We start from the raw sequence: 26139 nt of genomic DNA on the forward strand, positions 1-26139 counted from the left end.
CCGCAGGTTCAAATCCTGCCCCCGCAACCACACCACACACAGCCCGCCCCATCCAAGGCGGGCTTTTTCGCGTCCAGGCTCCGCGCCAACCGCACGACACCGAGCCTTCGACTGAGGGGATGACATCGTTCATGGTCCCCCGCGAGGGCGGGAGGCCAGAGCTAGGCACGACGGCGCGCGCTCCGAACACTGGGCCCCCGCCTGCGCGGGGGAACACGCTTGGCGGTGGCGATAAGTTCGGCCATTGGCCGTTTATGCAATCTGCAATCCGGGACGTCCCGCCGTGACGATGAAGCGCTTCAGGTCGGTGACGGTGGAGTTGGGATCGCGCGCGTCGGCCAATCCTCGGAACGTCACCTCGCATCGATCCGGCGTTAGGTCGAGCCGACCATAGCCGCACACGAAATTCTCGGCGTAGTGAAAGCCCTGCGTTTGCTCGGCGGTGGGTTTGAACAAGGGGTCGGGATTGAGCGAGGTGATCGAGCCGCCGACGAATTCCGATGCGATCGGCGGACCGTCGGCCCGCTCTGGATCGCGGAGGTCGGTCGCTGCGAAGGCGTGGATGTCGCCGCTCAGCACGATCGGATTGGGCGTGCGGGCTTCCACCCATCGACGGAAGATGCGGTCGCGTGCCGCTGGAAATCCCTGCCACCGATCGACCGATTGGAACACGGCGCCCTTGTCGGGCTGTTTGGGATCGACCGTCGGAAAAGGCGTCATCAGTGTCTGCTGGGCCAGGATGTTCCAGCCCGCATGGCCGCTCGCCAGTTCGTCGTTCAGCCAGCGTTCCTGCCGGGCGCCGAGCATGCTGCGTTTGGGATCGTGCCGCGCCGGACAATCGGCGACGAGAGAGTCATAAGCCCGCTTGCCGTTCACGTCCGGAGCGGGCTGGCAGGGGCGGTCATCGCGATATTGCCGATCGTCGAGGAGCGCGATCCGCGCCAGCCGCCCCCAGTCCAGCCGCCGATAGAGCCGTGCCCATGGCCCGGCGGGATGCGATGCGCGGCGAAGCGGCATATGCTCCCAATAGGCCTGATAGGCGGCGGTTCGACGACGAAGGAATTGCGCCGGATCGCCATAGCGTTCGTCCCATGGACCGGCATAGTCATTGGCGACCTCGTGATCGTCCCAGATCGTCATCCACGGCGCGGCGGCATGTGCCGCCTGCAGCAAGGGATCGAGCTTGTAGCTGGCATAGCGGACGCGGTAGCCGGGCAGGTCGACGGGTTCGGGATTCCGGTGCGGGCGCAACGCCTTGGGATTGGGAGCGCCTTCGTAGATATAATCGCCCAGAAACAGGATCAGGTCGGGATCGTCCGCGACGGCATGCGTCCAGGCGGCATAATGCCCAACCTCATATTTCTGGCAGGAGCCATAGCAGATGCGAAGCCGCTCCACCCCGGCGCCCGGTTGCGGGGCGGTGCGGGTGCGTCCGACCGGGCTGGCCTGACCCAGCGACAGGAAGCGGTAATGATAGTCACGCCCGGGACGCAGCCCATCGACCTCGACATGGATGCTGTGGCCGTCCTCCGGGGCGCTGCGCACCTCGCCTGCGCGCACGATATTGCGAAACGCCGCGTCCGTCGCGACTTCCCAGCGAACCGGCACCCGTTGCTGGCCCAAGCCGCCAAGCGGCTCGAGCGGCTGCGGTGCCAGGCGGGTCCATAGCACCATTCCGTCGGGGCTTGGTTCGCCCGAGGCAACGCCAAGCGAGAAGATCGGGTCGCCGGGGCCGCGCATCAGCGCCATGCCGCCCGACGCGATGACGAAGGGGGCGGCGATCAGCGGCGCGGCGACGATCTGGCGACGCGTAAGGCGAAGGGCCATGGGGTCATGGATCCTGTATGGAGAATGCGGCTCGCATAAGCTGAAATTCCATGTCCGGCCAGATGATCCTGCCGATTTTCGCGTTGGTCCGTCAAAATGTCGTCGGCGCGATGACATTGTCATCGATGTGACAGGAAAAATGTCACGAAAGTGACTTTCCTTCTGCTTATCGGCGCGAACATTGCGGGCAGATAACCTGCCGGGGGGATGAAGAATGACAGCGAACACTTCGCGCGGCGGCCGCCGCACGGGCCGAACCATTGCGTCCATGCTCCTGGCGGGTGTCGCGCTATGGGCGGTTCCGCTTCAGGCGCAGGAAGCGCCGGTCACCGATCCCGCCGATCAGCAGGCCGTCGATAGTGATTCGGGTGACCTGGTCGTCGTCGCCCGACGCCGCGACGAGCATGTCCAGTCGGTCCCGATCCCCGTCACCGTCATCACGCCGCAGGAACTGGCGCGGCAAAACCTCGTCAACTTCACCAATTTCCAGACCAAGTTCCCGTCATTCTCGGTCTATCTGACCAACCCGAAGCAGTTGAACCTCGGTATCCGGGGGATCGGCAATAACGGCTTCAACACCGACGGCATCGACGCTTCGGTCGGCGTGTTCGTCGACGGTGTCTACAATGCCCGGCTTGGCATGGTGTCCAACGATTTCAACGATATCGCCGATGTCGAACTGCTGCGCGGGCCGCAGGGTACGCTGTTCGGCAAGAACACCACGGCTGGCGCGGTCCTGATCAACACGCTCAAGCCCCGCTATGATTTCGGCGCGGCGAGCGAATTCACGATCGGCAATCAGGGTTTCCGCCAGATCAAGGGGACCGTCACCGGCCCGCTGATCGACGGCAAGCTGGCGCTGCGGGTCTCGGCCTTTTCCAGCAGTACGGACGGCTATTACCACAATCTCTATAACGGCCGCTGGCAGAACGCGCGGGCCGGCGAGGGCGTTCGCGCGCAATTGCTGGCCAACCCGACCGAGGACTGGACGATCCGCCTGATCGGCACGCATGCGACGCAGGATTTCGCCTCGATGGGGCCGATCACGCTGGGCGTCTATAACCCTGCGGCGCTTCAGGCGCGGATGGCGGCGGCGGGCTATACGCTGCTCGTCAGTTCCAAGGAAAAGCGGGAGATGAACATCGACTCCCCGCTCAATGCCCAGACCAAGACCGATGCGCTCAGCCTGCAGCAGGATATGGACCTGCACGCGCTGGGTACGATCACCGCAATCGGCGCGTGGAGCCGCTGGTCGTGCTTCACCAACAACGACAATGACTATACCCAGCTCGATGCGATCCGGGACTATGGCTCGTGCAACCGGGTGCAGCAATGGTCGCAGGAGGTGCGTTGGGCCTCGACCACCGGCCATCCGCTGGAAGGGCTGGTCGGCGCCTTCTTCTCGCGGCAGCGGCTCGACGTGGATTCGCGGATCCGGTTCGGGTCGCAATATCACCTCTGGGCGGCCAACCCGTCCTCCACCCTGTTCGGCACCAACCCGGCCAACGGCCTGATGTGGGGCAAGGGCGGCTGGGCTTCGGCGATGACGGGGGCCGGGTTCGACAGCCACGCGGTCTTCAACACCAAGACCAGCGCGGTGTTCGGCCATGCGACCTGGCACCCGGACGAGGCGCGTCGCCTGGCCTTCGACCTGGGCCTTCGCCAGACCTGGGAAGAGAAGCGGATGCGGTATGACGGCGTCATCGCCAATCGCGGCGGTCTCAGCACCGCGCAGCTTCTCGCCCTGTCGCCCAGCGGCGCGAATGCGCAGCTCGGCTCGGCGACCGATGCGGTCACCGATAATTCATTGTCGGGTGAGGTCGGCGTCAACTTCAAGCCGGTGCCGACCGTGATGCTCTATGTCACCGGCGCGCGCGGCTACAAGTCGAAGGGGTTCAACCTGCTCCCCTATAACGCGACCAATCCCGACAAGGGCATCGCCACCGCGATCGCGCTGGGCGCCGGGCAGCACATCAACGGCGAACAGGCGGACAATATCGAGGCGGGGATCAAGACCGAATGGTTCGACCGCCGGTTGATCTTCAACCTGACCGCCTTCCATACCTATGTGAAGAATTACCAGGCGAACCAGTCGATCGGCGTGGGTAATACCGCGACGAAGTTCCTCGCCAATGTCGGCGCGCTGGTATCGGAAGGCGTGGAGACCGAGGGCGAGGCGTTTCTGGGGCCGCTGCACCTCAAGGGCTTCCTGGCCTATAATCGTGCGGTCTATGCGTCGTTCGCCAATTCGGTGTGTCCGGCGCAGTCGAGCGCGACGACGTGCGACCTGACCGGACGGCAGGTCGCCTGGGCGCCCAAATGGACCGCCGACCTGACGGCGGATTATACCCATGCCGTGTCGGATCGTACCGCCGTCTATGGGCTGGTCGATGTGAACTGGCGGACCAGCCAGAACACGACGATCACGCTGGACCCGGCGGCGAGGATCCCCGCCTATGCGCTGACGTCGGCGCGGGTCGGGCTGCTGATGGACGACAAGCGGCTGGAGGTGCAGCTCTGGGTCGAGAACCTGCTCGACAAGGCCTATTATGTGAACCTGCTCGGCGTGACCAAGTCGACCGGGATCGCTCAGGGGTATCCGGGCGCGCCGCGCACCTTCGGCGTGACGGTGCGCGGGCATTTCTAAATGCGCTACGCCCAATGTTGCGACATTGTTGATACAAATCGTTACAAACTATTGTCTGTGACCCCGGTAAATCTTCAGGGCATTCAGGGCCTCAACGAAAGATGTCATTTGCAGAACATGTGCATATCAACCTTTTAATTTGACCATAAACCTCGGCAATTCATAGGGGCGGTCGAAGGCCTGGCGCTTGTGCGGGCCTTTGACTTTCCCAGGCGGATCATCCGCCGCAATGCCGGGGTCTTCGTGGCACATAGGACGATCCGTTACCTGTCGACCGTCGCGTTCGGTCTGCTTGCGACCCCGGCGCTGGCCGACACCACGGTCGGCAGTTCGACGTCGACCCCACTCGCCACATCGAGCGCGGGCAATGTGACGATCGCCAGCGGCGGCACGATCACGCCGAACGCGGCCGGGGCGGCGGTGACGATCGACAGCGATGCCAGCGTGTCGAATGCCGGATCGATCACGTCGAAGGACATCAACAACAGCATCGGCATTCAGGCCAATGCCGGTGTGACCGGCGGGATCACGAACACCGGTTCGATCACGCTGAGCGAAAGCTACACGCGGACCGACACCAACGGCGATACCGTGCTCGACGGCCCCTATGCGCAAGGATCGGGTCGCTACGGCATTCAGACGCTGGGCGCCTTCAACGGCGCGATCACCCAGGGCGGTACGATCAGCGTCTATGGCAACAACAGCGCGGGAATTGGGCTTGGCGGACCGCTCAACGGCGCGCTGACGCACAGCGGCACGACCGCGGTTTATGGCGACAACAGTTTCGGCATCGTCACCGGCGCGGTGAATGGCGACGTGGCATTGGGCGGATCGATCTCCGCCTATGGCACGGGCAGCAGCGCGGTGGCGCTGAACGGCGCGGTTTCGGGGGCGGTGAACGTCACCGCGACGATGGTCACCACCGGCTATAGCGCGATCACCGCGCCGGCCACGCTGACCAGCCTGACCGCGCAGAATCTCGCGTTGGGTGGTCCGACGCTGTCGATCGCGGGCAGTGTCGGGGGCGGCGTGACGATCGCCGCCGCGACCAGCACCACCACCAACGGCACGACCGTGACGACCACGGCGGGCACGCTTTCCAATTATGGCAGCGCCCCCGCGCTTCAGATCGGTTCCGCCAGCGGCGCGACGACGATCGGCGCGATCTCCGGCGACTCCGGTGGCTATAGCGTGGCGATCAACGGCAGCGCGACGGGCTCGGGCGTCTATGCGGGCAATACCGCCAATGGCGTGCATATCGGCGGGCTGGGCGGCACGACCGCGCTGACCGGCGGGATGGTGGTGCGCGGCGCGGTCACCGCCATCGCCAACGGGGCCAGCGCGACCGCCGTCTGGATCGGCAGCGGGACGACGGCGCCCGCCCTCGACAATAGCGGCGCGATCAATGCCAGCGGCGCGGGTAGCGCCGGGCAGAGTGCCACCGGCGTGCTGATCGATGCCGGGGCGTCGGTCGGGTCGATGACCAACAGTGGGACGATCGCGGCACTGACCGCGACGGGTGCGACGGGCTATGGCGTCCGCGACCTGTCGGGAACGCTGTCCAGCATCACCAACAGCGGCACGATCGCCGCGAATGGCGGCGGCACCCCGATCGCGATCGACCTTTCGGCCAATGGCGGCGCGACGACGATCGTCCAGAATTTCCCGACGACGAGCGACCTGGCCCCTGCGATCACCGGCGCGATCCTGATGGGCGCTGGCCCCGACAGCCTGACGATCAATGCGGGCAAGGTGGTCGGCGACGTCACCTTCGGCGGTGGCAGCAACGCGATGGCGTTGACCGGGACGGCCACCTATGCCGGCACCGCCAATTTCGGCGGCGGCGCGTCGACCCTGACGATGGGGGGCTCGACCGCCTTTGTGGGCCAGCTCGCCAATGCGGGCAATACGGCGGTCACGGTCACCGGCGGCACGCTGGCGCTGACGGCCACGGGTGTGACGACCATCGGCTCGCTCAACCTGACGGGTGGCACGCTGGGCGTGACGGTCGACGGCGCGACGGGGGCGTCGACGCTGCTCAACGTGACCGGCAATGCGACGATCGGTACGGGCGCGACGATCGCGGTCCTCGCCACGTCGCTCAACAACGAAGTGGGCAGCTATACCGTGCTCCGCGCGGGTACGCTGAACGGCGCGGCCAATCTGGGGCTGGCGGATCTCAGCCTGCCCTATCTGTTCAACGGCACGATCGGCACCGACGCGACCGGCACCGCGGTGAACGTCACCGTCGCACGCAAGACCGCCGCGCAGCTCGGTCTGACGGGACCGCTCGCGACGATCTACGACCCGGCCTATGCGGCGGCGCTGGGGGATGCGGGGGTCGGCGACACCTTCCTCTCGTGGAGCGACGCCAGCCAGGTCAGCGCCGGACTGCGCCAGATGCTGCCCGATTTCGCGGGCGGCAATTTCGACTCGGTCAGCCTGTCGTCACGGGCATTGAACCGGATCCTGGCCGATCCCGAAATGCCGGTGCTGCACAATAACGGCTATGCCGGATGGCTGCAGCAGGTCGCCTGGGCGGACACCAAGGGGACCGGCGACAGCGCCGGGTACAAGGTCAGCGGCTGGGGCCTGACCGGCGGATTCGAGCGCGGGCTGGGCGGCTTCGGGCGCATCGGTGTGTCGCTCGCCTATCTGATCGGGGTCAACGACACGGTCGGCAATGCGAACGCGATCACCAGCCAGGAATATAAGGGCGGTCTGTACTGGCGCGGCCAGTGGGGCGGGCTCCACGCCTATGCGACGGGCACGATCGGCGCGATCCGCTTCGACGGCACGCGGACCTTCAATGGGATCAGCGACGGCATCGCCTTCGCCCGCACCGCCAACAGCACGGCGCACGGGCGGACCTATGACGCGGCGGCCGGGCTTTCCTACCAGGTCGATATCGGCCGCCTCTATCTCCGGCCACAGGCGTCGATCGATTATGTCCGGCTGAACGAGAATGGCTATGCCGAGACGGGCGGGGGAACGGGCTTCGACCTGAACCTGGCGGGGCGGACGGAGCAGGAGACGGGCGTCAACGCGACGCTGGCCCTCGGCTATAACCTGCGCAAGCCCGATCTGGAGGACGGCAGCTTCCTCCGTCTGGAGGTCGAGGGTGGGGACCGTGCCCTGCTGAACAGTCGCATGGACGCGACGACGGTCAGCTTCGCAGGCGGCGATGCCTTCACGCTGACCCCGGAGGCCCGCAAGGCCGGTTGGCTGGGCAATGTCCGGTTGAAGGGCGGCAGCAACTCCTTCGCGGTCACCGTCGATCTGGGCGAGGAGCGCCAGCAGGATCATACCGGCGTCGCGGGCAAGATGGGGCTGACGCTCGCCCTCTGATCATGGGCTGAAGAGGCCATAAATTGGTCTGGCAAATGATCTTTACAGATCGGGGCTGACCGTTACTCTGCGATCCGTGAATGGGGAGCAGGCGATGGCGGGACGGGTTCGTGGTGCGGCGGTGGTGCGGTTGCGCAAGATGCTGCTGGCGGGATGCTGTTCCGCCCTGTGCATGTCCGCACCCGCCGCCGCCTCAAGCCTGGACCTGACTCGGGCCGGTATCCTGGCGGTCGACGACGGGGAAGGGACCAACGCACGCGCCGCCGAACTCCTGGCGCGCGACCTGCTCAGCCTGGGCGGTCGTCCGGCTGGCGTGGTCGCCACCGAGGCGGCCTGTGCGGCGACCTGTATCGTCATCGGCAAAGCCGACGCCCCGCTGATCCAGGATCTGGCGCGGCGGGGCGGGGTCGACCTGTCACCGCTGAAGGGCGGATGGGAACGCTATGTACGCGCTGGCGTCCGGATCGACGGGCGGCACTATCTGCTGATCGCGGGATCGGATGCGCGGGGGGCGGCTTACGGCGTGACGGATCTCTCCCGAACGCTCGGCATATCGCCCTGGGCATGGTGGGCCGATGTCACACCGCGCCGCCGCGATCGGATCGTGATCGACGACGCGGCGCTCGTCTCGCGCGAGCCGTCGGTCAAGTATCGCGGGATATTCCTCAACGATGAGGATTGGGGGCTGGAGCCCTGGGCTGCCAAGACCTTCGATCCTGCCAAGGGCAATATCGGTCCCAAGACCTATGCGCGGGTGTTCGAGCTGATGTGGCGGCTCAAGGCCAATACGCTGTGGCCAGCGATGCATTCGGTCTCGACGCCCTTTTTCGGCGATCCGGGCAACGCGCCGCTCGCCCGTCGTTACGCCGTGGTGATCGGCAGCTCACATGCCGAGCCCATGCTCCGCAACAATCTGCGCGAGTGGGACGAGGGGACGCGGGGCGGGTTCGACTTTACCCGGCGGCCCGAGGCGATCCTCGATTACTGGCGCGAGCGGGTCGGTGAAACCAGGGGGCAGGAGGCCTTCTACACCGTCGGCCTGCGCGGCCTGCATGACGGCCCGATGCAGGGCGCGACGACCACGGCGGCGCGACGGAGTATTCTGGAGGACGTGATCGGGCGGCAGCGCGACCTGCTGGCGAGGACGCTGGGTAAGCCCGCCGAGCAGGTGCCGCAGCTCTACGTCGCCTATCACGAATTGCAGGAAGCCTATGACGCCGGGCTGACCCTGCCGGGCGACGTGACGCTGATGTGGACCGACGACAATTATGGCTATCTCAGGCGGCTGAGCACGTCCGAAGAGCAGAAGCGGCCCGGCGGGGCGGGGGTCTATTACCATTTGTCCTATTGGGGGCGACCGCACGACTATCTGTGGCTGGGCACCACCCATCCCGCGCTGATCCGCGAGGAGATGGGGCGTGCATGGGCAACCGACGCGCGGCGGATCTGGGTGGTCAATGTCGGCGACATCAAGCCGATCGAATATCTGTCGCAGTATTTCCTCGACCTCGCCTTCGACGCGCGGCTGCTCGACCAGTCACCGCGCGAGCATCTGCGGGCCTTCATGGCCGAGCAGTTCGGCGAGGAACAGGCGGACGCGATCGCCGACGTGATGATGCGCTTCTACGACCTCGCCTGGCCGCGAAAGCCCGAATTCATGGGGTTCGGCCAGACCGAATGGGTCACGCCCAATCGTCCCAGCGCCTATGTCCAGTCGGACGGCGAGGAGGGGCAGGCGCGTCTTGCCGCCTATCGCACGCTGATGACGCGGGCGGCGGCGATCGCCGCGCGGCTGCCGAAGGATCGGCAGGACGCCTTTTACGAGCTGGTGCAATATCCCGTCGATGGCGCGGCGCTGTTGAACGATCGAATCCTGTCGCTCGATCTGGCGGAGGTGTACGCGCGCGATCAGCGGGCCAGCGCCAACGCCTATGTCGCGCGCGCGCGGGCGGCGCAGACCGCGCTCGATCGGAGTACCGCCCGCTATAACGCGCTGGCCGGGGGCAGGTGGCGCGCGATGATGGACCAGGCGCCCCGCCGCCTGCCGGTCTTCGCCGAGCCGATATGGCCTTCCTGGCAGCCATCGACGCAAGGGGGCTGCGGGACCGGTCTGTGGGGCGCGTGGATCGGGGACGAGAATGTCCTGACCTTCACGCGCGGCGTGGCGGCGTCGCGACCGGTGACGCTTTTCGCGCGCAACCCAGCCGCGATGCCATGGCGCGTGAAGGACTTGCCCGGCGGACTGAGCCTGTCGCAGACGGACGGCGTGCTCGACCGCAAGGGCGGTTACGAGCAGCGATTGACGCTGCGCTATGACGGCAAGGGGCCGGTCGGGCCGATCACGATGCTCTGTGGGGGTGAGGGCGTCACGGTCCATGCCACCACGCTCGCCGCGCCGAAGGTCGAAGCGGGCGTTGTGCTGGAAGACGAACGGCGCGTGACCATGGCCGCATCGGCGGCGGAGCGGGGCAGGGATTGGGAGGCGGTGGCCGACCTGGGCAGCCTGCACGGCGCGCTTCGGGCGCGGCTGGACCTGCCGCACCGCGTTTCGGCGAACGACGCTACGCCCGCGACATGGCGGTTCGCGACGATGACGGAGGCCGGGGCGGTGCTGCGCGTCGTGGGCTTGCCGACCCATCCGCGTGACCCGGCGCACGGCCTGCGCGCGGCGGTACGGATCGACGACGGTGCGTGGCAGACGATCGACCTGGCCACGGCCGGGCGAAGCGATCAGTGGCGGCAGAACGTGCTGACCAACACCGCACTCGCCGAAGTGCCGCTCAAGAGCCTCGCGGCGGGAACGCACCGGGTGGCGATCGTACCGCTCGACCCCGGCGTGATGCTCGACCGGGTCGAGCTGGTCCTCGACGGCGCGCGACCGCTCTACGCGCCACTGCCGTAGGAACCTGGTGCGGCGCGATCAGACCTTCAGGATGATCCCGCGCCGATCCAGCGCCCAGCCGAATGCGCAGCAGATCAGCGTATAGGCCAGCGCGCAGAGCAGCGACCCCACCGGACCCGGTGCGATCGCCTGGAACACCGTCTCGCCGACCCAGCTATAGGCGCCGGTATCGGGCCGGACATGGATCAGCTCGAGCGCGACGACCAGCAGCTCGGAAAAGAGGTAGATGGCAAGCGGGTTGCGCCCCAGCATCTGGAGGAAGGAGCGGCCGAGACGGACTCCCCGAACCTCGACCAGCCACAGCACCACGCCGAGCAGGATCAGGTCGATCCCGACCGTCAAGGCGACGAAGGAGCCGGTCCACAGCTTCTTGCCGATCGGCAGGACGGGGGAAAGGATCAGCGCCACGACGATCAGCGCCGCGCCGATCGCGGCCAGTCGCCCGACCGTCGCCATATGCTTGCCCCAGCGCTGGATCGCCAGACCGGTCAGATAGCCCGCGATGACGTTGGCGGTGGCGGGCAGGGTGCCGAGCAGCCCCTCCGGGTCGAAGCCGTGGTCGCGCGTATAGAGATGCGCCGGGCCGATCACCCACAGGTCGAGCAGCGTGCCCGCATTCCGGTAGCGACCGAACGCCTCGCCCGCCGGGCTGAATTCGACGAGTATCGCCCAGTGTGCGACCACCAGGCCGATCGCGACGATCAGCAAATGGCTCGGCCGCAGATAGCGCGCGCATAGCGCCGCGAGCAGATAGCAGAGCGCGATGCGTTGCAGCACGCCGGTCAGCCGCGTGTCGGCAAAGGGCTTGGCGACCCAGCTACCGTCCGCCTGATGGGTGACGAAGGGGAACCAGTACATCAGCACGCCGAGCAGGAAGATCAGCGCCGCCCGCTTGAAGACGCGGCGCAGGAACACGCCCTCGGGCATGGGCCGGGTCAGGGCGAAGCTCATCGCATTGCCGACCGCGAACAGGAAGCTGGGATAGATCAGGTCGGCAAGCGTGAAGCCGATCCAGGGGGCATGCTGCAACTGGGTGAAGGCACCGCCCGCGCCCGCCGTGTTGACCACGATCATCAGGAAGATGGTCGCGCCGCGGAACATGTCGAGCGATGCGAAACGCTCGGGCTTGGGCATGGTCGTCGTCACCGGGCAGTCTCCGTCATCAGCGCGCGCGCCTCCGCCACCGGATCGGCGGGCTTGCTGGCCCGATGGGATCGCGGATCGGCGACCCACGCCTTTTCCCATTCGAGCAGGCCCCTGGTAAAGCCCGCATCGTCCACCGGTCGTCGGCCTGACGCGGCGGCGCGCGCTTCGGCCAGATAGCGGGTCCAGCGCGGCAGATAATAGTCGGCATACATGCCCGCCCATGCCTTGGACGCATAATCGCCCAGATGCCCGCGCCCGCCCCAGATCGTCACCTGCGCCTTGGCATTTTGCTCATAGGCGATTTTCTCGGCGGGGGTGTCGCCATAGGCGCGCGCATCGGCGATCCAACTCGCCAGGCTTTCCTGCTGCCCGCCGATCAGGTGATCGATGGCGAGCGCCAGCGTCCTGATCCGGGCCGTTTCCCGATCGCCGGTCGCGACGTCACCCTTCTGATAGGCGGCGACGGCGGCCTTGACGTGGTCGTCGAGCGACAGGCTGGCGGCATGACGGGTCAGGTCGACCAGATCGTAGCGGAACAGCGGGCTTGCACCATAAGCGGGGGCGAGCTTGAGCATCGCCGCGATGCCTGCGCGCAGCTTCGCGCGGTCACCCGGCTCGGCGGGATAGGTCGGCGCATCGGCGGCGGGGCGCTTGAAGAACAGATAGGCGCCCGCCCGCTCGTTCCACCAGCGCGGCGTCCAGTAGCGCACGTCATAGGCGCCCGCGATCACGTCCCGCCACGCCGCGACCATTGCCGGATCGCTCCGCCCGTAACGCGCGGCGGTATAGCGGCCGAGCCACGGCCCGAGGCCCATCTCGCCGCCCGGCCAGGCGACGTCATAGGCATAGTCATAGACCAGGCTGTTGCTGTGCAGCCCCTCCGGAAACATGCCGAAGCCGCGCACATTCCCGCGTGCCGGGTCGGTGAACAGCGCCGCCACGTCGCGGCGATAGAAATCGGGTGCGCCATAGACCGGATTGCTGCCACCGTAATTATGGACATAGCCATAGATCCAGTTCTTGCCGGCGAACCCCTTGGTGGTCTTCCAGATACCCGGATATCGGTCATTGCCGATGTCGAGGATCAGCATCCTGTCGTCGGGCACGTCCCGCAGGAACGCGGCGATCGCATCGGGCGTCCAGAATTTCTTGTCCGCGCCGAACAGCCAGCCCTGCATGACCCACGTCGCCTGGGGCGCGGCGGCGGCGATCGAGGCGTAGAGCCGCTGGCCATAGGCGGCCAGCCGCGCGTCGCGGACGTCGCGGGGCAACGCCGCCGCCTTGGTCGCGGCGTCGAGCGCGGGGGTGTTGGCGGTCGCGTCGCCGTAAGAGGCATGGGCGGTATCGCTGCCATCCTCGGCGATCGGCGGCACCATCTCGTTGAAGGCGTCGGCGAGATAATAGCTCCCCGCCCCATATTCGGCGGCGTAGAGTTCGACGAACCGCTTGGCGAGGGGCGCGAACAGCGGGTCCGACGGGTCTAGCCAATAGGTCCCCTCGAACCCCTCCCACGACCGCATTCGGTAGATGCGCGCCTTCGGATGCGCCTCGGCGAAGGCCTTGGGCACGTAACCGGCGAAGGCGGGCAGGATCGGCGTCATCCCCAGATCGCGCATCCGGGCGAGTATCCGTTTTTGCAGGTCGTGCTTCTTGTCGATCCACCCCTGGGGCAGGGGGGCGCGATAGCCCTCGATATTGCCCATGCGCTGCCAGGGGAGGAAGGCGGGGCCCGAGAAATGCTGCGCCAGTTGCGCCTCGCTCAACCCCTGTTCGCGCCAGAGCTTGCGCCAGACATAATCCTGTCCCTCCATGGCGAGCGGCATGTCGACGCCGCGCACCGCCATGTCGTCGATCTCGCGTTCCCAGCGGGGCCAGGTCCACCACGGCGTCGTATAGCCATAGGTGCAGGTGTTCAGATAGGCGCGGAAGCCGAAGGGCGAGGCGATCCAGCCGCTGTCCCCCGATGTCAGGCCGGTCATCGCGCCGATGCGTCGCCCCTCCCAACTGACCGACAGTCGCCCCTGCGACCGAAGCGTCTCGGCGATCCCGCGCACGGCGGCGACAGGCGAGGAGGCCGCGACGCTCAGCCGGTCGTGATCGACACGGACGCGGTAGCGGGCGGTGGCGGAGGGCTGGATGCTGACCGACACCTGTCGCTCCGGCACGCCAAGGCGTTGCAGCGCCGCGCGCGCGGCCCGGCCGCCATCGGTCTGGGCATGGGCGACCGACGTGGTCAGGAACAGGGTGCCGATCAGGCCGAACGCTTTGGGAAAAGTCTTCACGGGCGGCATTGTCCCCGGCAATTGGCAAAAAGGGAAGGGCGGACCGGCCCGCACGGCAGTCCGCCCTTCAGGGGGGAGATCAGAAGCGCGTCGAGGCGGACAGGTAGAAGGTGCGACCCGTCCGACTGGCGAGCTGGAAGGTGTCGGCGTTGGTCTGATAGGCATCCTCATGCGTGTTGTTGAGGTTGATGATGCCCGCCGTGAAGCTCAGATAGCTGACCGGGGTGAAGCCCAGCGCCAGGTCCATCTGGGTGCGCGGGCGGACCACATGGGTCAGGCCGCCATTGACGAAGAAGCTCGACGCCGCGTCCTGGACATAGGAGCTGCGGTGATTGACCGACAGCCGCACGCTGAACATCTCGTCTTCCCAATAGGGCGTGAGGTTCCAGGTCAGCTTGGACAGGTCGCGCAGGTTGAAGCCGGTGCCGATCGCGCTCGCATCGGTATCGACCACGGTGACGTTGCCGACCGCGCCGAAGCCCTTGACCGGCAGGATCATGTCGAAATTCTGCGAAGCCGAGAATTCGACGCCCTTGATATGGATGACCCGGTTGTCGTTGAGCACGCGGCTGAAGCTGTAATCGGTTTTCAGGTCGGCCGACTGGCAATCGCTGACCACGCCGTTCAGCGCCACGCCGTCGAACGAGGTCGGGCAGTAGAATTGCGTGAAGGTGCCGTTCTTCACCGCCTTGTAGAAGCCCGCGACGCTGATCGAATTGCCCTTGCCGTGGTAGAATTCCAGGCTGAGGTCGAGCTGGTTGGCGGTCAGCGGCTTCAGGCGGCTCTCGCCCTGTGCCACCGACACGCTGGGGCGCAGGCTGGTGGTGACGCGGGTGATGGTATCGGCCATCTGCGTCTGGCTGTTGAGCAGTGGGCGGACCAACACCTTGGCGGCGGCGATACGGGCGACCAGCCGCGGCGTCAGGTCCAGCGCGAAGCTGGCGCTGGGCAGGACGTTGCCATAATCCTGCACGACATGCTGCTGGCCGAGCAGCGTCGCGTTGCTGTCGGTGCCGTCGGTCAGGCTGCTGGTGACGTTCTGGTGGGTATGCTCGTAGCGGACGCCGACATTGCCCCGCAGCGGCAGGCTGAACAACGAGCCGTCGATATTGGCCATCGCATAGACCGCCGGGATATAGCGGTCGACGCGGTAGGTGTTGGGCCAGTCGGGCGTGTCGGGCACGGCGAAGCCCTTGTCGCGCAGGATCTGCTGCCACAGCGGCGCATTGACCGACAGGAAGCTGTGCGGGATCGACATCGATCCGCCGAGGAAGTTGTTCACCAGCACGCCGGTCTTGGACAGATCGGGGATGAAGGCGAATTCGGGATAGGTGACCGGATCGCTGACGTCGGCGTCGCGGTCATGGCGATACGCCTTGGTGTCGAAGCTCTCGTGGTGATATTTGGCGCCGAAGACCAGCGCCTTGATCCCGTGGAAGTCGATATCCTGGGTCAGGTCGGCCTGGACCGCACGGTCGCGCGCCGACTGGATATGCGTCGCGCCGTCGACGAAGGCGTACCAGGTCCGGTTCGCCATGTTGTAGATCGAACCGTCGGTCAGGCTGGCGGTGTTCCACTTGACGTTGTGCGGATCGGTGATGTCCAGCGTGCCGCCCTGGGCGAAGTTGACCTCGTCGATCGTCGCCCATTCGTACAGTTTGGCGTCGCCCTGCGTATAATGGCCGATCGCGCGGATATGGGTGGTGTCGCCCGGGCTCCAGTTGATCGTGCCGGTATAGGCCTGTGTCTGGAGGTTGCGCAGTTCGGGCTGGTCGTTGTTGTCGACGTTGAAGTTGCTGATCCCGATATTGTTCGCGACGCCGTTGGCGGTGCTGTTGACCGTGACCGCCGAGGCGGCCCAGCGTCCGAACACCATCTGGCGCGTGTCGTAGCGGGTGTGGTCGCGCGAATATTCGCCCTGCAACAGAACCTCGAAATTGTCCTGTGGCTTCCATTGGACAGCGCCGCTGCCCATCAGCTGTTCGGTGTCGCGGTCGATCCGGCGATAGCGCAGATTGCCGGGCACCTGGGCATTCGGGGCCCCCGCGACGGCGCCCGGCTGATACCAGTTCTTGATGAACAGATAGTCGCCGCGATCCTGCAGCTTCTGGTAGCCGACGTCCAGCATCACGCCGATCGTGTCATTGGCGAAGCGCTTGATATAGGCCGCGTTCACCTTGGGGGTGACGCCGCCGCGGAAGTCGGAATAATAGCCCTTCACGCCCGCGATGAAGCTCGGGCCCTTATAGGCGAGCGGCTTGACCGTATCGATGTTGACGGTGCCCGCCAGGCCGCCCGTGTCCATGTCGGCGGTCGGCGACTTGATGACCTGGATCGCGCTCGCCAGATCGGTCTGGATGATGTCGTAGCGGAAGCCGTCCTTGAAGTCGGCGCTGGCGAAGGTCTGGCCGTTGATCGTGGTGCGCGCATATTGCGGGCCCAGGCCACGGATGCTGATCGTCGAGCCGCGCCCGTTGATGTTGGACATCTGGACGCCCGCGATCCGCTGGATCGCCTCGGTCACGTTCTGCGCGGGGAATTTGCCGATATCCTCCGACGAGATGCCGTCGGTGATGCGGATGTCGTTGCGCTTCGCCGCAAGCGCGGAGGCGATGCTCTGGCGATAGCCGGTGACGGTGATTTCGTTCTGGCCGGTGTCACTGGCGGTGTCGGCCTGCGGGGTGGCCTGACCGGTGTCGGCGGCGGCTGCGGCGGTCAGGCTGACGCCCGCTCCGGCGGTCTGCGCCCAGCCCGGCGCGGCGATCATCGCCGAGGCCATCCAGGCCGCGGTGAAGGCGGTCGTCTGAAGCAGTCTTTTGCGGCCGGTACGCGACGCGCCGCTGCGCGGTGACATGGTCATGCTCATTCCCTCCCTATGATCCCGGCGCGGGCACATCGCGCCGGGCTTCCCCGAGACATTTTTGCCGGAAGGGCGTGCGCGGCCATCGGACAGGCAGAGGTCGCCATCGGCCGGAACGGACATGCCGTTCACGGACCGGGATCGGTCGTCACATCTGCTGCGTCAGGACGCGGAGCCCTTCCGAAGTCCGCCACCCTGCCGCCGCCCGACCTTCAGGTCATGTGCGGATAGCCGTTCTGGCGGACCGAAAATTTCTTCCTGCATCGCGGTCTTGTAATCTTATGGTCTTATCGGTGACATGGAATGGTCATGCCTGTCAACGGGCCTACAAACGGTTTGAGGGAAAAATTGGTATTAACATTTAAAGTGATAGATTCGGCACGTAATTTGAATAACTTAGTCTCATGACAAATATTTCATGATAGCCCTAACACGTGATTTCCGGGATTTGGTGGAATTCGAAGAGCGGCGCTTGAGCGACATATTTACCCAGCCAGCGACCTGAGTCTTGATTGGTATTACCTCGATTGGTTCGGCCAATTGGCCAGTTCGGTCATCGTCGCCCGAAGGCGGTTGCGGTCAGGGAGCCAGGCAGGCGGAGCCCGGAAAATCTGGAATTGTCATCGACCTTCCGCCATGGGATGCGGGCGGGCGATGGCCGCCAAGGGGAGCTGGGCAAGGGATATGGGTGACGGACTTTTGCGAACGACGCTTCTGATGGCCGCCGGTGCGCTGCTGCTCGTTCCCGGCGCGGCGCAGGCGAAGGACGTGGCGGGGTATCTTGCGGCGGATGGCGGCATCGATCTGGTCCGGATCCTTCCGGGGCCACCCACGCCGGGATCACCGCGTGCGCTGGCCGATGCGGCGGCGTTTCGTGACAGCCGGGCGATGCGCGGCATGGCGCGGTGGCAGGAAGCGACCGCCGATGTCTCCAGCGATCTCGGCGCCCGCTTCGCCGACGCGCTTGGCTTTCGACCCGACTGGACCAAGCTGCCGGTAACCCAGGGTCTGCTCGCCCGCTTCGGTACGGATCGGTCGGCCGCCATCCGCGCGGCCAAGTCGCACTGGCAGTCGCGGCGGCCTTTCATGGGCACCGACCTGCCGATCTGCGAGCCGCGCACGGCGTCGCTGATGGCCAATGGCGATTATCCCTCGGGCCATACCGCCAATGGCTGGAGCTTCGCCCTGGTGATGGCGGAGCTGATGCCCGATCGCGCCGGTGCGATCCTGTCGCGTGGAAGGGACTATGGCGACAGCCGCTGGATCTGCGGGTCGCACTCGCAAAGCGCGGTCGAGGGCGGCTATCTGGCGGCGAGCGCGCTGGTTGCGCGAGAGCATGGCGATGCCGCATTCCGCCGCGACATGGCGGCGGCGGCCGAGGAACTGGCCCGTTACCGCCGCGATCTCACGGCCGCCAAGCCGCGCTGACCGCCGCCCGGCGCTGCGTCAGATCTTGAGATGCGCGGTGCGGTCGCGCTTGGCGGCCAGCGCCTGCCGGACTTCGGCGACCGCGCGGGCCTCGCTCGCGATGAGCAGCCCTTCCAGCGCGGCGGTCAGGTGACGCTGCATCGCGGTCCGTGCGGCAAGCGAGTCCCGCGCGCGCAACGCCTCGAGGATCGCGGCATGATGCTCGACGATGGGGCGCACGTCGATCGCGCGGACCTTGGCGTCGAGCAGCGCGCTTTCGGCCGAACGCTCGCGCTGCTCCCACAGCCGGTCGATCGTCTCGAGGATCGCGCTGTTGCGGGTCACGCGCGCGATCAGCGTGTGGAAGGCGCGGTCGGCACGGAAGGCGCCACCGACCTCGCGATTCTCTTCCTCGATGGCGTCGACCAGCGCGGCAAGCTCTTCCAGTTCGGCTTCGGTGATCTGAGTCGCGGCCAGCGCGGCGGATTCGGGTTCGAACAACAGCCGTGCCTCGGCCACCTCCATCGCGGACACGCCGAAGTCGGGCGTCTCTCCCTGTCCGGGCAGCGCGACGACATGCGCGCCCGAACCGATGCGGACCTCGATAAAGCCCTGAACTTCCAAGGCGATCAGCGCTTCCCGGATGACCGGGCGGCTGACGTCGAAGCGCGTCGCCAATTCGCGCTCGGCCGGCATACGGGTGCCGACCGGATAGCGGCCTTCGACCAGTTCGGCGATCAGCGTGCGGGCCAGTTCCCGGTAGAGCCGGTCCTGCGTCGTGGGGGTGTTGTCCATCACGCCCATTATTGGAGGCGGCGGAGCATATTGGTCAAGCACTTCAGTCGGACGGCCCGACCCTAGCGCGCGGCGAGATAGTCGGCGAGCCGTTCGGCGGTCCCGGCCGGTACATGCAGGCCCAGCTTGCTCCTGCGATAGAGGATGTCCTCGGCGGTCCGTGCCCATTCGACAAGGACAAGATAGTCCACCTCGATCCGGTGCAGTCCGCCGCCCAGATCGGGGCCGAGATCGGCGACATGGCGCGCCTCTCCCAGCATGACCCGGACGCGCGTGCCATAGGCGCGGGCCAGCCGTCGCAGCAGCGCTGGCGGCAGGCTGGGGCGCTCGGCAACAAGCGTCCGGAGGAAGCGTTCGAAATCCCCCTCCGCCATGTTGCCACCGGGCAACGGCGCGCCCGCGGTCCAGCCGCCACCGGTCGGCGGAAGGAAGGACGCGAGTTCATGCAGCGCATGTTCGGCGAGCTTGCGATAGGTGGTGATCTTGCCCCCGAATATGTTGAGCATCGGCGGAAGGCCCGCGCCTGCCGGACCGGTGTCCAGATCGAGGACATAGTCGCGCGTTACCGCCGAGGCGTCGGCGGCGTGGTCGTCGTAAAGCGGACGAATACCCGCATAGCTCCAGACGATATCCCTCTCCGCGGTGTTGCGGGTGAAATAGCGATTGATCGTGTCGAGCAGATAGCGCGTCTCCGCCGCCCCGATCGTCGCCTTGCCGGGCGCGGTGGTCCAGGGTTCGTCGGTGGTGCCGACCAGCGTGAACGCGCCTTCATAGGGAATGGCAAAGACGATCCGGCGATCATCATTCTGCAGCATGAAGGCGTGGTCGCCGTCATAGAGGCGGGGGACGACGATATGGCTGCCCTTGACCAAGCGGACGCCGCGATCGGCCCGCGAGCCTTGTGCGCGGGCGATCACGTCGGCAACCCACGGACCGCCCGCGTTGACCAGGATACGCGCCCGCACGACCCGCGTCCGACCGCCCTCGGCCTCGATCGTCGCGCGCCACCCCTCGCCGTCGCGCCGCGCGTCGAGCAGCCGCATCCGGGTTTCGATCCGCGCTCCCCGCTCCGCCGCGTCGAGCGCGTTGAGGACGACGAGGCGGCTGTCCTCGACCCAGCAGTCGGAATAGACGAAGGCCTTGCCGCCTCGCGCCGACAGCCCCGCGCCGAACGGCGAACGATCGAGCCGGATGGTGCGCGTTCCGGGCAGGCGGATGCGGCCGCCCAGATGATCGTAGAGGAACAGCCCCAGCCGCACCATCCAGGCGGGGCGCGGCGAGCGGGTCTGGGGCAGGACGAAGGACAGCGGCCAGATGATGTGCGGTGCCATCGCGAGCAGCCGTTCACGCTCGATCAGCGCCTCGCGCACCAGGCGAAACTCGCCATATTCCAGATAGCGCAGCCCGCCATGGATCAGCTTGGTCGAGGCGGAGGAGGTGTGCCCGGCCAGATCGTCCTGCTCGACCAGAAGGACGGACAGGCCGCGCCCGGCGGCGTCGCGCGCGATCCCCGCGCCGTTGATGCCGCCGCCGACGATCAGCAGGTCGATCGTCGTTCCGCTCTGGTCCGCCATGCCGCCTGTCCCTATCCTCGACCGCGTCATGGCTACACCATGCCGGGTTTGAGCGGAAATGGAAGGAGAGGCGATGGCGTCGCATATTCTGGTGATCGATCAGGGGACGACCTCGACGCGAAGCATCGTCTTCGATCGCGCGGCGCGCCGCGTCGCGATCGCCCAGACCGAATTCGCCCAGCATTATCCCGAGCGCGGCTGGGTCGAACATGATCCGGAGGATATCTGGCGCGACACGCTGGCGACCGCGCGCCGGGCGATCGCGGAGAGTGGTGTCGGAGCCGACGGCATCGCCGCTATCGGCATCACCAACCAGCGCGAGACGGTGGTCGTGTGGGACCGGGCCACGGGCGAGCCGATCCACCACGCGATCGTCTGGCAGGACCGGCGCGGAACCGCGCTTTGCCAACGCCTGAAGGCCGATGGCGCGGAGGATATGGTCCGCGCGCGGACCGGCCTGTTGATCGACCCCTATTTCTCCGCGACCAAGCTTGCCTGGCTGCTCGATCATGTCGAGGGCGCGCGGGCGCGCGCGGCGCGTGGCGAACTGGCGTTCGGGACGATCGACAGCTTCCTGCTATGGCGGCTGACCGGCGGGGCGGTCCACGCGACCGACATCACCAATGCCAGCCGCACGATGCTGTTCGACATTCACCATGGACGCTGGGACCAGGATCTGTGCCGACTGCTCGACGTGCCGATGGCGCTGTTGCCATCGGTCCATGACAATGCGCATGTCTATGGCACCAGCGATCCCGATCTGCTGGGCGCGGCGATCCCGATCGCGGGCATGGCGGGGGACCAGCAGGCGGCACTGTTCGGCCAGGCCTGTTTCCGCCACGGCATGGCCAAGTCGACCTATGGCACCGGCTGTTTCATGCTGCTCAACACGGGCGAGACGGCGGTTCCGTCGCGCCACCGGCTGCTGACCACGCCCGCCTACCGGCTGAACGGCGTGACGAGCTATGCGCTGGAGGGCTCGATCTTCGTCGCGGGCGCGGCGGTGAAGTGGCTGCGCGACGGGCTGGGCGTCATCACCCATGCCAGCGAGACGGACGACCTGGCGACGCAGGTGCCCGACAGCCACGGCGTCTATATGGTCCCCGCCTTTGTCGGTCTGGGCGCGCCCTATTGGCAGCCCGATGCGCGCGGCGCGATCTACGGACTGACGCTGGGGGCGAGCGCGGCGCATCTGGCGCGTGCGGCGCTGGAGTCTGTCGCCTACCAGACGATGGACCTCGCCGAGGCGATGGCGGCGGATGCGGGGGAGGCGCCCGCGATCCTTCGGGTCGATGGCGGGATGGCGGCCAACGACTGGCTGTGCCGTTTCCTGGCCAACATGATCGACACGCCGGTCGAGCGGCCCGTCGATCTGGAGACGACCGCGCGCGGAGCCGCATTCCTTGCCGGACTGGCGATCGGCCTTTGGTCGGGGCTCGACGAACTCGAGCGGCTCTGGTCGCGCGAACGCTGTTTCGAGCCGAGCATGACCGAGGCGGGACGCGCGCCGCTGGTGGCGGGGTGGCGCGACGCGGTCGCGCGAACGCTGGCCCCGGCGGTCAGCCCGGCGGAATCGTCATCTCGAACGTCGTGACCGCGACCGGCAGGAGGGTGAGATCGCCGCCATGCGCCCGCGCGATCCGGCGCGCCAGCGTCAGCCCGATGCCGGACCCTTCGGGCTTGGTGGTGTGGAAGGGGCGAAAGATGCGCGCGCGCTCGGGGCCGGGAACCCCGCAGCCGCTATCCGCCACGCCGATGCGGAGGCCATTTTCGCCTTGGCCGACGGTCAATGTCACCCTCGGGTCGACCGATCCCGCCAGCGCGGCCTCCGCCGCATTGTGCAACAGCGCCCAGACGGCCTGGGTCAGCTGATCGCGGTCGCCCCAGGCGGCGACGCCTTGCGCCACCTGGGTCGATAGCGTCACTCGGCCACCGAATTTCTCGGCGAACAGGCGGTCCAGATCGCCGACCAGCTCGTCCGGGGACAATGCCGTCCGCACCGGATCGGGCAGGCGCGCAAGCTGACGATAGGCGCGGGTGAAGCGCTCCAGCCCCTCGACCCGGCGCGCCAGCGTCGCCAATATGGCCGATAGTCTGGCATCGCCGCGCTCCGCCGCCACCTGCGCGCTGTCGGCGAGCGAGACGATCGGCGACAGGCCGTTGAGCAGCTCGTGACCCAATATGTCGATCATCTCGTTGTCGGCATGGGCTTCCGCCGCGCGGCGCTCCGCCTCGATATCGACCAGCATGGCCAGCGCCTGATCGTGGCCCGAGACGCGCTCGATCCGCCAGCTACGCCCCTCATGGTGCAAACGCCGCTCCTGCGGGTCGAGCAACTCGGGCGGGGTCGGCGTCAGCCGGTCGTCGGTCGCGAACAGCATCCGGCTGGCCCGATTGATCGCCCGCGCGCGCCCGCGATCGATCCGCAGCAGCGGCAGGGGGATCTGATCGACCAGCGCGGCGAGCGGCGGACCGTCCATGACGGCGCGCGCGGCCGGTGACGGCTCGGCGACGAGGCGGCGGCGCATCACCGTCCAGCAGGCCGTCAGGATCAGCCAGATCGCGGTCAGCGCCAGCCCGAGCAACGACCCCAACATGCCGTCCTGCCACGCCAGCACGAACAGGCCGCCGCATACCGTGAGCGTCAGCGCGGAAAACGCGATGGCGACGATGCGAAGGTCGGGCCGCTTAAAGCCCATGTCGCGCCATCCGACGATACAGCGCACCCCGGCTGAGCCCCAGCGCATGAGCCGCATGGGTGACATTGTGGTGGTGCTCGATCAATGCGGCTTCGATCATGCTTCGCTCGGCTTCGTCCAGATCGAAGCTGCTCCGCAGCGATGCGACGACGGCGATCGGCGCGGCGGGGGCGAGCAGCGCCGCCTCGATCACGCCGTCGTCGCCGAGCAGCAGCGCGCGCTCGATCGCGGCGGCGAGGCCACGTGCCTCGTCTGGCCAATGGGCCGTGGCGAACAGCGCCTCGGCGGCGGGGGTGAAACGGGGCAGGGGGCGGCCATGCCGCTCCGCCGCGATCCGGGCGAAGTGGCGGGCAAGGACTGGTATGTCGGCGCGCCGCTGTTCGAGCGAGGGGGCGGCGATCTCCACCGTGGCGATCCGCCGGGCGAGCGCCGGGGTGATCGCGCGCGGATCGTCGGCGATCGCGATGTAGCGATCCTCCGCCGCCAACCGGTCGAGCAGCCGTGCCTGTGCGATCGGATCGAGCCGATCGGGGTGGCGGAGCAGACGGGTCGCCCCCGGCCCGCCCTCGTCCAGCCGGTCCCAGGCGATCGGATCGCGCAGGTCGATCCGCGCCATCGCCCGGCCCGCTCCCGCCGATGCGGCATGGATCGCCGCCGCGATCAGGCTCCGACCCGCACCCGAGGGGCCGGTGACGACCACGCCGGCCATGGTCGGGCCGATCCGGCGGATCATGACGCGCACCTGTTCGATCGCGGCGCTGTCCCCGAGCAGCCGGACGGGCTCGCCGACATCGCCCGCCGCGGCCGGGGCGGTCGGCTGGTCCGGCTGGCTCGGACGCCGCCGGGCGGCGGTTTCGATCTTCGCGATCAGTTCGGCATTGCGCCACGGCTTCATCACGAAGTCGCGCGCGCCCGCCTGCATCGCGGTGACCGCCAGCCGGATGCCGCTATGCGCGGTGATGACGATGACGCAGGCGGCGGGATCGTCGTCGAGCAGCCGGGCGAGCATGGTCAGTCCCTCTCCGCCATCGGTCCGCCCGGCGGCGTAGTTGAGATCGAGCAGGATGGCGTCGTAACGCTGCGCCGCGAGCCGCGAGAAGCCTTCCTCCGGCCCATTTGCCACGTCCAGCCGGTGCCCGGCCATCTCGATCGCGATGGCCAGCGATTCGGCGATGCGCGGATTGTCGTCGATGACCAGGATCGAAAGCGGGCTTGACCCGTCCGGTAGCTGTCCGTTTCCGGACGGTGCGTTCGGTCCCGAACGGTCGGATTCGGCGCTGCTCTGAGAAAGTGGCGGTTTCATAGGGCTTTAGGTTTTTCGGCCATATTGGGTGACATTGTCCCCATGATGACCGAACACAGCATGGGCGCAAATACTTCCGGCTCGACCGCGCCGGGTGCGGCGATGGACCGCCGGATCGAGCGCAAGGCGACCCCTTGGTGGCGACGCAAGCCGGTGATGATCGCCGCGCTGGTGATCGCCGCCGTGGTGCTGATCTGGCGTTTCCTGCCCGCCGCCGGGTCGACCGACATCGCCGCCACCAATATCGAGACGGGCGACGTGACCCGCGCCGCGTTCGACGACTATCTGCCGGTCCGCGCCACCGTCACGCCGCGCGTCACCACGCTGGTCGGCGTCCTGTCGGGCGGGCAGGTCGAGAAGCTGCTGGCGCAGGACGGCCAGATGGTCGCGGAGGGCCAGCCGCTCGCCACGCTCGCCAATCCGCAACTGAAGCTCGACGTGCTGACCCGCGAGGCCCAGATCGCCAGCCAGCTCGGCGGCGTCGCGAGCGAGGGGCTGGGGATCGAGCGCAGCAAGCTGGACCGCGCGGGCCAGGTGGCGCAGGCCGAATATGACCTCATCAAGGCGCGCCGCGATCTGGGTATCCGGCGTCAGCTTCACGATCAGGGCTTTCTGTCGGATGCGGGCGTGAAGAGCTTCGAGGAAGAGGCCGCCTATCAGGAAAAGCGCCTCGCCCAGCTCAGGTCCGGCACCGCGACCGAGGCGCGGATCACCGCCACCCAGTCGGCGCGGCTGTCGGACACCCAGACACGGCTTGCGGGCAATATGGCGGCGGTGCGGGCGGGGCTCGAGGGGCTGACCATCCGCGCACCCGCTGGCGGCCGACTGACCAACTTCGTCATCCAGCCGGGCCAGACGCTCAAGCCCGGCGACCCGGCGGGGCAGGTCGATAGCGAGGGTTCGTGGAAGCTCGTCGCGCAGGTCGACGAATATTATCTCGGCCGCGTCGCGGTGGGGCAGAAGGCGACGACCTCGGACGGCGCCAGGCTGACCGTATCGAAGGTGCTTCCGGCGGTGAAGGACGGGCGTTTCCAGGTCGAACTGACCTTCGACAAGGCGCCGACCGGCCTCAATCGCGGGCAGACGATCGACATCCGCATCACCCTGGGTGCGGCGAGCCGCGCGGTGGTGGCGCCCGTCGGCGGCTGGCTGGAGGCGGGGGGCAATGCGGCCTTCGTCCTCGATCCGGACGGCGCCCATGCCCGCCGCCGGACCGTCCGCACCGGCCGCCGCAATCCCGAGCAGGTGGAGATCCTGTCCGGCCTCAATCCCGGCGAGCGCATCGTCATCAGCAACACCGCGTCCGTGAAGGGCGACATACTCAACATCCGCTAAAAGGGGACCGAGAT

Annotated in this window: 14 protein-coding genes; 6 read left to right on the forward strand and 8 right to left on the reverse strand. The window is 67.2% G+C overall.

Features of this window, described 5'->3' with window-relative positions; translation table 11 throughout:
* Positions 1 to 252: 252 nt before the first annotated feature.
* The gene (locus LRP66_RS15655) at positions 253 to 1827 is read right to left on the reverse strand and encodes an alkaline phosphatase D family protein (RefSeq protein WP_230483537.1); all 1575 of its coding nucleotides are present in this window, start codon (positions 1825 to 1827) and stop codon (positions 253 to 255) included.
* A gap of 214 nt (positions 1828 to 2041) precedes the next feature.
* On the opposite strand from LRP66_RS15655, the gene LRP66_RS15660 reads away from it, so the two are divergent.
* The 3 genes from LRP66_RS15660 to LRP66_RS15670 all read left to right on the forward strand — a co-directional run bounded on the left by LRP66_RS15660 (position 2042) and on the right by LRP66_RS15670 (position 10724).
* Positions 2042 to 4474 (forward strand): TonB-dependent receptor, encoded by a 2433-nt coding sequence (locus LRP66_RS15660; RefSeq protein ID WP_230483538.1) that lies wholly within the window; start codon positions 2042 to 2044, stop codon positions 4472 to 4474.
* A gap of 189 nt (positions 4475 to 4663) precedes the next feature.
* Positions 4664 to 7822, forward strand: a complete 3159-nt coding sequence (locus LRP66_RS15665; protein WP_230483539.1) for an autotransporter outer membrane beta-barrel domain-containing protein — start codon at positions 4664 to 4666, stop codon at positions 7820 to 7822.
* A 94-nt stretch (positions 7823 to 7916) separates the two neighbouring features.
* Complete coding sequence (locus tag LRP66_RS15670) at positions 7917 to 10724, forward strand: glycosyl hydrolase 115 family protein (RefSeq protein ID WP_230483540.1); 2808 nt, start codon at positions 7917 to 7919, stop codon at positions 10722 to 10724.
* Between the two features lie 18 nt (positions 10725 to 10742).
* On the opposite strand, the gene LRP66_RS15675 is transcribed toward LRP66_RS15670, so the two are convergent.
* The 3 genes from LRP66_RS15675 to LRP66_RS15685 form a co-directional block, all read right to left on the reverse strand.
* Entirely contained in the window at positions 10743 to 11870 is a 1128-nt protein-coding gene (locus tag LRP66_RS15675) for an acyltransferase family protein (protein ID WP_230483541.1), read from the reverse strand.
* Positions 11867 to 14152, reverse strand: coding sequence for an alpha-N-acetylglucosaminidase (locus tag LRP66_RS15680; protein ID WP_230483542.1), 2286 nt, complete (start codon positions 14150 to 14152; stop codon positions 11867 to 11869). Before LRP66_RS15680 ends, LRP66_RS15675 begins: the two co-directional genes overlap by 4 nt.
* 79 nt (positions 14153 to 14231) lie before the next feature.
* Positions 14232 to 17012, reverse strand: coding sequence for a TonB-dependent receptor (locus LRP66_RS15685; protein WP_230483543.1), 2781 nt, complete (start codon positions 17010 to 17012; stop codon positions 14232 to 14234).
* A gap of 684 nt (positions 17013 to 17696) precedes the next feature.
* Between LRP66_RS15685 and LRP66_RS15690 the strand changes: the two genes are divergently transcribed.
* The gene (locus tag LRP66_RS15690; RefSeq protein WP_230483544.1) at positions 17697 to 18440 is read left to right on the forward strand and encodes an acid phosphatase; all 744 of its coding nucleotides are present in this window, start codon (positions 17697 to 17699) and stop codon (positions 18438 to 18440) included.
* 18 nt (positions 18441 to 18458) lie between these two features.
* Here LRP66_RS15690 and LRP66_RS15695 read toward each other — a convergent pair whose 3' ends face one another.
* Together LRP66_RS15695 and LRP66_RS15700 are read right to left on the reverse strand one after the other, a co-directional pair.
* Entirely contained in the window at positions 18459 to 19214 is a 756-nt protein-coding gene (locus LRP66_RS15695; RefSeq protein WP_230483545.1) for a FadR/GntR family transcriptional regulator, read from the reverse strand.
* A gap of 62 nt (positions 19215 to 19276) precedes the next feature.
* Positions 19277 to 20788 (reverse strand): glycerol-3-phosphate dehydrogenase, encoded by a 1512-nt coding sequence (locus LRP66_RS15700; RefSeq protein WP_230483546.1) that lies wholly within the window; start codon positions 20786 to 20788, stop codon positions 19277 to 19279.
* Between the two features lie 73 nt (positions 20789 to 20861).
* Here LRP66_RS15700 and glpK point away from each other — a divergent pair, with 73 nt between their 5' ends.
* The gene (glpK, locus tag LRP66_RS15705) at positions 20862 to 22382 is read left to right on the forward strand and encodes a glycerol kinase GlpK (protein ID WP_230483547.1); all 1521 of its coding nucleotides are present in this window, start codon (positions 20862 to 20864) and stop codon (positions 22380 to 22382) included.
* On the opposite strand, the gene LRP66_RS15710 is transcribed toward glpK, so the two are convergent.
* Both LRP66_RS15710 and LRP66_RS15715 read right to left on the reverse strand, forming a co-directional pair.
* The gene (locus tag LRP66_RS15710) at positions 22348 to 23487 is read right to left on the reverse strand and encodes a sensor histidine kinase (RefSeq protein ID WP_230483548.1); all 1140 of its coding nucleotides are present in this window, start codon (positions 23485 to 23487) and stop codon (positions 22348 to 22350) included. The genes glpK and LRP66_RS15710 overlap by 35 nt on opposite strands.
* Positions 23477 to 24790 carry a sigma-54-dependent transcriptional regulator gene (locus LRP66_RS15715; protein ID WP_230483549.1) on the reverse strand — a complete coding sequence of 438 codons (1314 nt, stop codon included), beginning with the start codon at positions 24788 to 24790 and terminating at the stop codon, positions 23477 to 23479. Before LRP66_RS15715 ends, LRP66_RS15710 begins: the two co-directional genes overlap by 11 nt.
* Positions 24791 to 24850: 60 nt before the next feature.
* Here LRP66_RS15715 and LRP66_RS15720 point away from each other — a divergent pair, with 60 nt between their 5' ends.
* Positions 24851 to 26125 (forward strand): efflux RND transporter periplasmic adaptor subunit, encoded by a 1275-nt coding sequence (locus LRP66_RS15720; protein ID WP_230483550.1) that lies wholly within the window; start codon positions 24851 to 24853, stop codon positions 26123 to 26125.
* Positions 26126 to 26139: the final 14 nt, after the last annotated feature.

The sequence above is a fragment of the Sphingomonas sp. Leaf21 genome, from assembly GCF_916858675.1.
Lineage (GTDB): Bacteria > Pseudomonadota > Alphaproteobacteria > Sphingomonadales > Sphingomonadaceae > Sphingomonas.

What these genes read in the sequence shown, in the direction of transcription:
- LRP66_RS15655 (WP_230483537.1), bottom strand. Translation starts at nt 1,827, where the DNA reads ATGGCCCTTCGCCTTACGCGTCGCCAGATCGTCGCCGCGCCGCTGATC.
- LRP66_RS15660 (WP_230483538.1), top strand. Translation starts at nt 2,042, where the DNA reads ATGACAGCGAACACTTCGCGCGGCGGCCGCCGCACGGGCCGAACCATT.
- LRP66_RS15720 (WP_230483550.1), top strand. Translation starts at nt 24,851, where the DNA reads ATGGGCGCAAATACTTCCGGCTCGACCGCGCCGGGTGCGGCGATGGAC.
- LRP66_RS15695 (WP_230483545.1), bottom strand. Translation starts at nt 19,214, where the DNA reads ATGGACAACACCCCCACGACGCAGGACCGGCTCTACCGGGAACTGGCC.
- glpK (WP_230483547.1), top strand. Translation starts at nt 20,862, where the DNA reads ATGGCGTCGCATATTCTGGTGATCGATCAGGGGACGACCTCGACGCGA.
- LRP66_RS15685 (WP_230483543.1), bottom strand. Translation starts at nt 17,012, where the DNA reads ATGACCATGTCACCGCGCAGCGGCGCGTCGCGTACCGGCCGCAAAAGA.
- LRP66_RS15690 (WP_230483544.1), top strand. Translation starts at nt 17,697, where the DNA reads ATGGGTGACGGACTTTTGCGAACGACGCTTCTGATGGCCGCCGGTGCG.
- LRP66_RS15700 (WP_230483546.1), bottom strand. Translation starts at nt 20,788, where the DNA reads ATGGCGGACCAGAGCGGAACGACGATCGACCTGCTGATCGTCGGCGGC.
- LRP66_RS15715 (WP_230483549.1), bottom strand. Translation starts at nt 24,790, where the DNA reads ATGAAACCGCCACTTTCTCAGAGCAGCGCCGAATCCGACCGTTCGGGA.
- LRP66_RS15710 (WP_230483548.1), bottom strand. Translation starts at nt 23,487, where the DNA reads ATGGGCTTTAAGCGGCCCGACCTTCGCATCGTCGCCATCGCGTTTTCC.
- LRP66_RS15670 (WP_230483540.1), top strand. Translation starts at nt 7,917, where the DNA reads ATGGCGGGACGGGTTCGTGGTGCGGCGGTGGTGCGGTTGCGCAAGATG.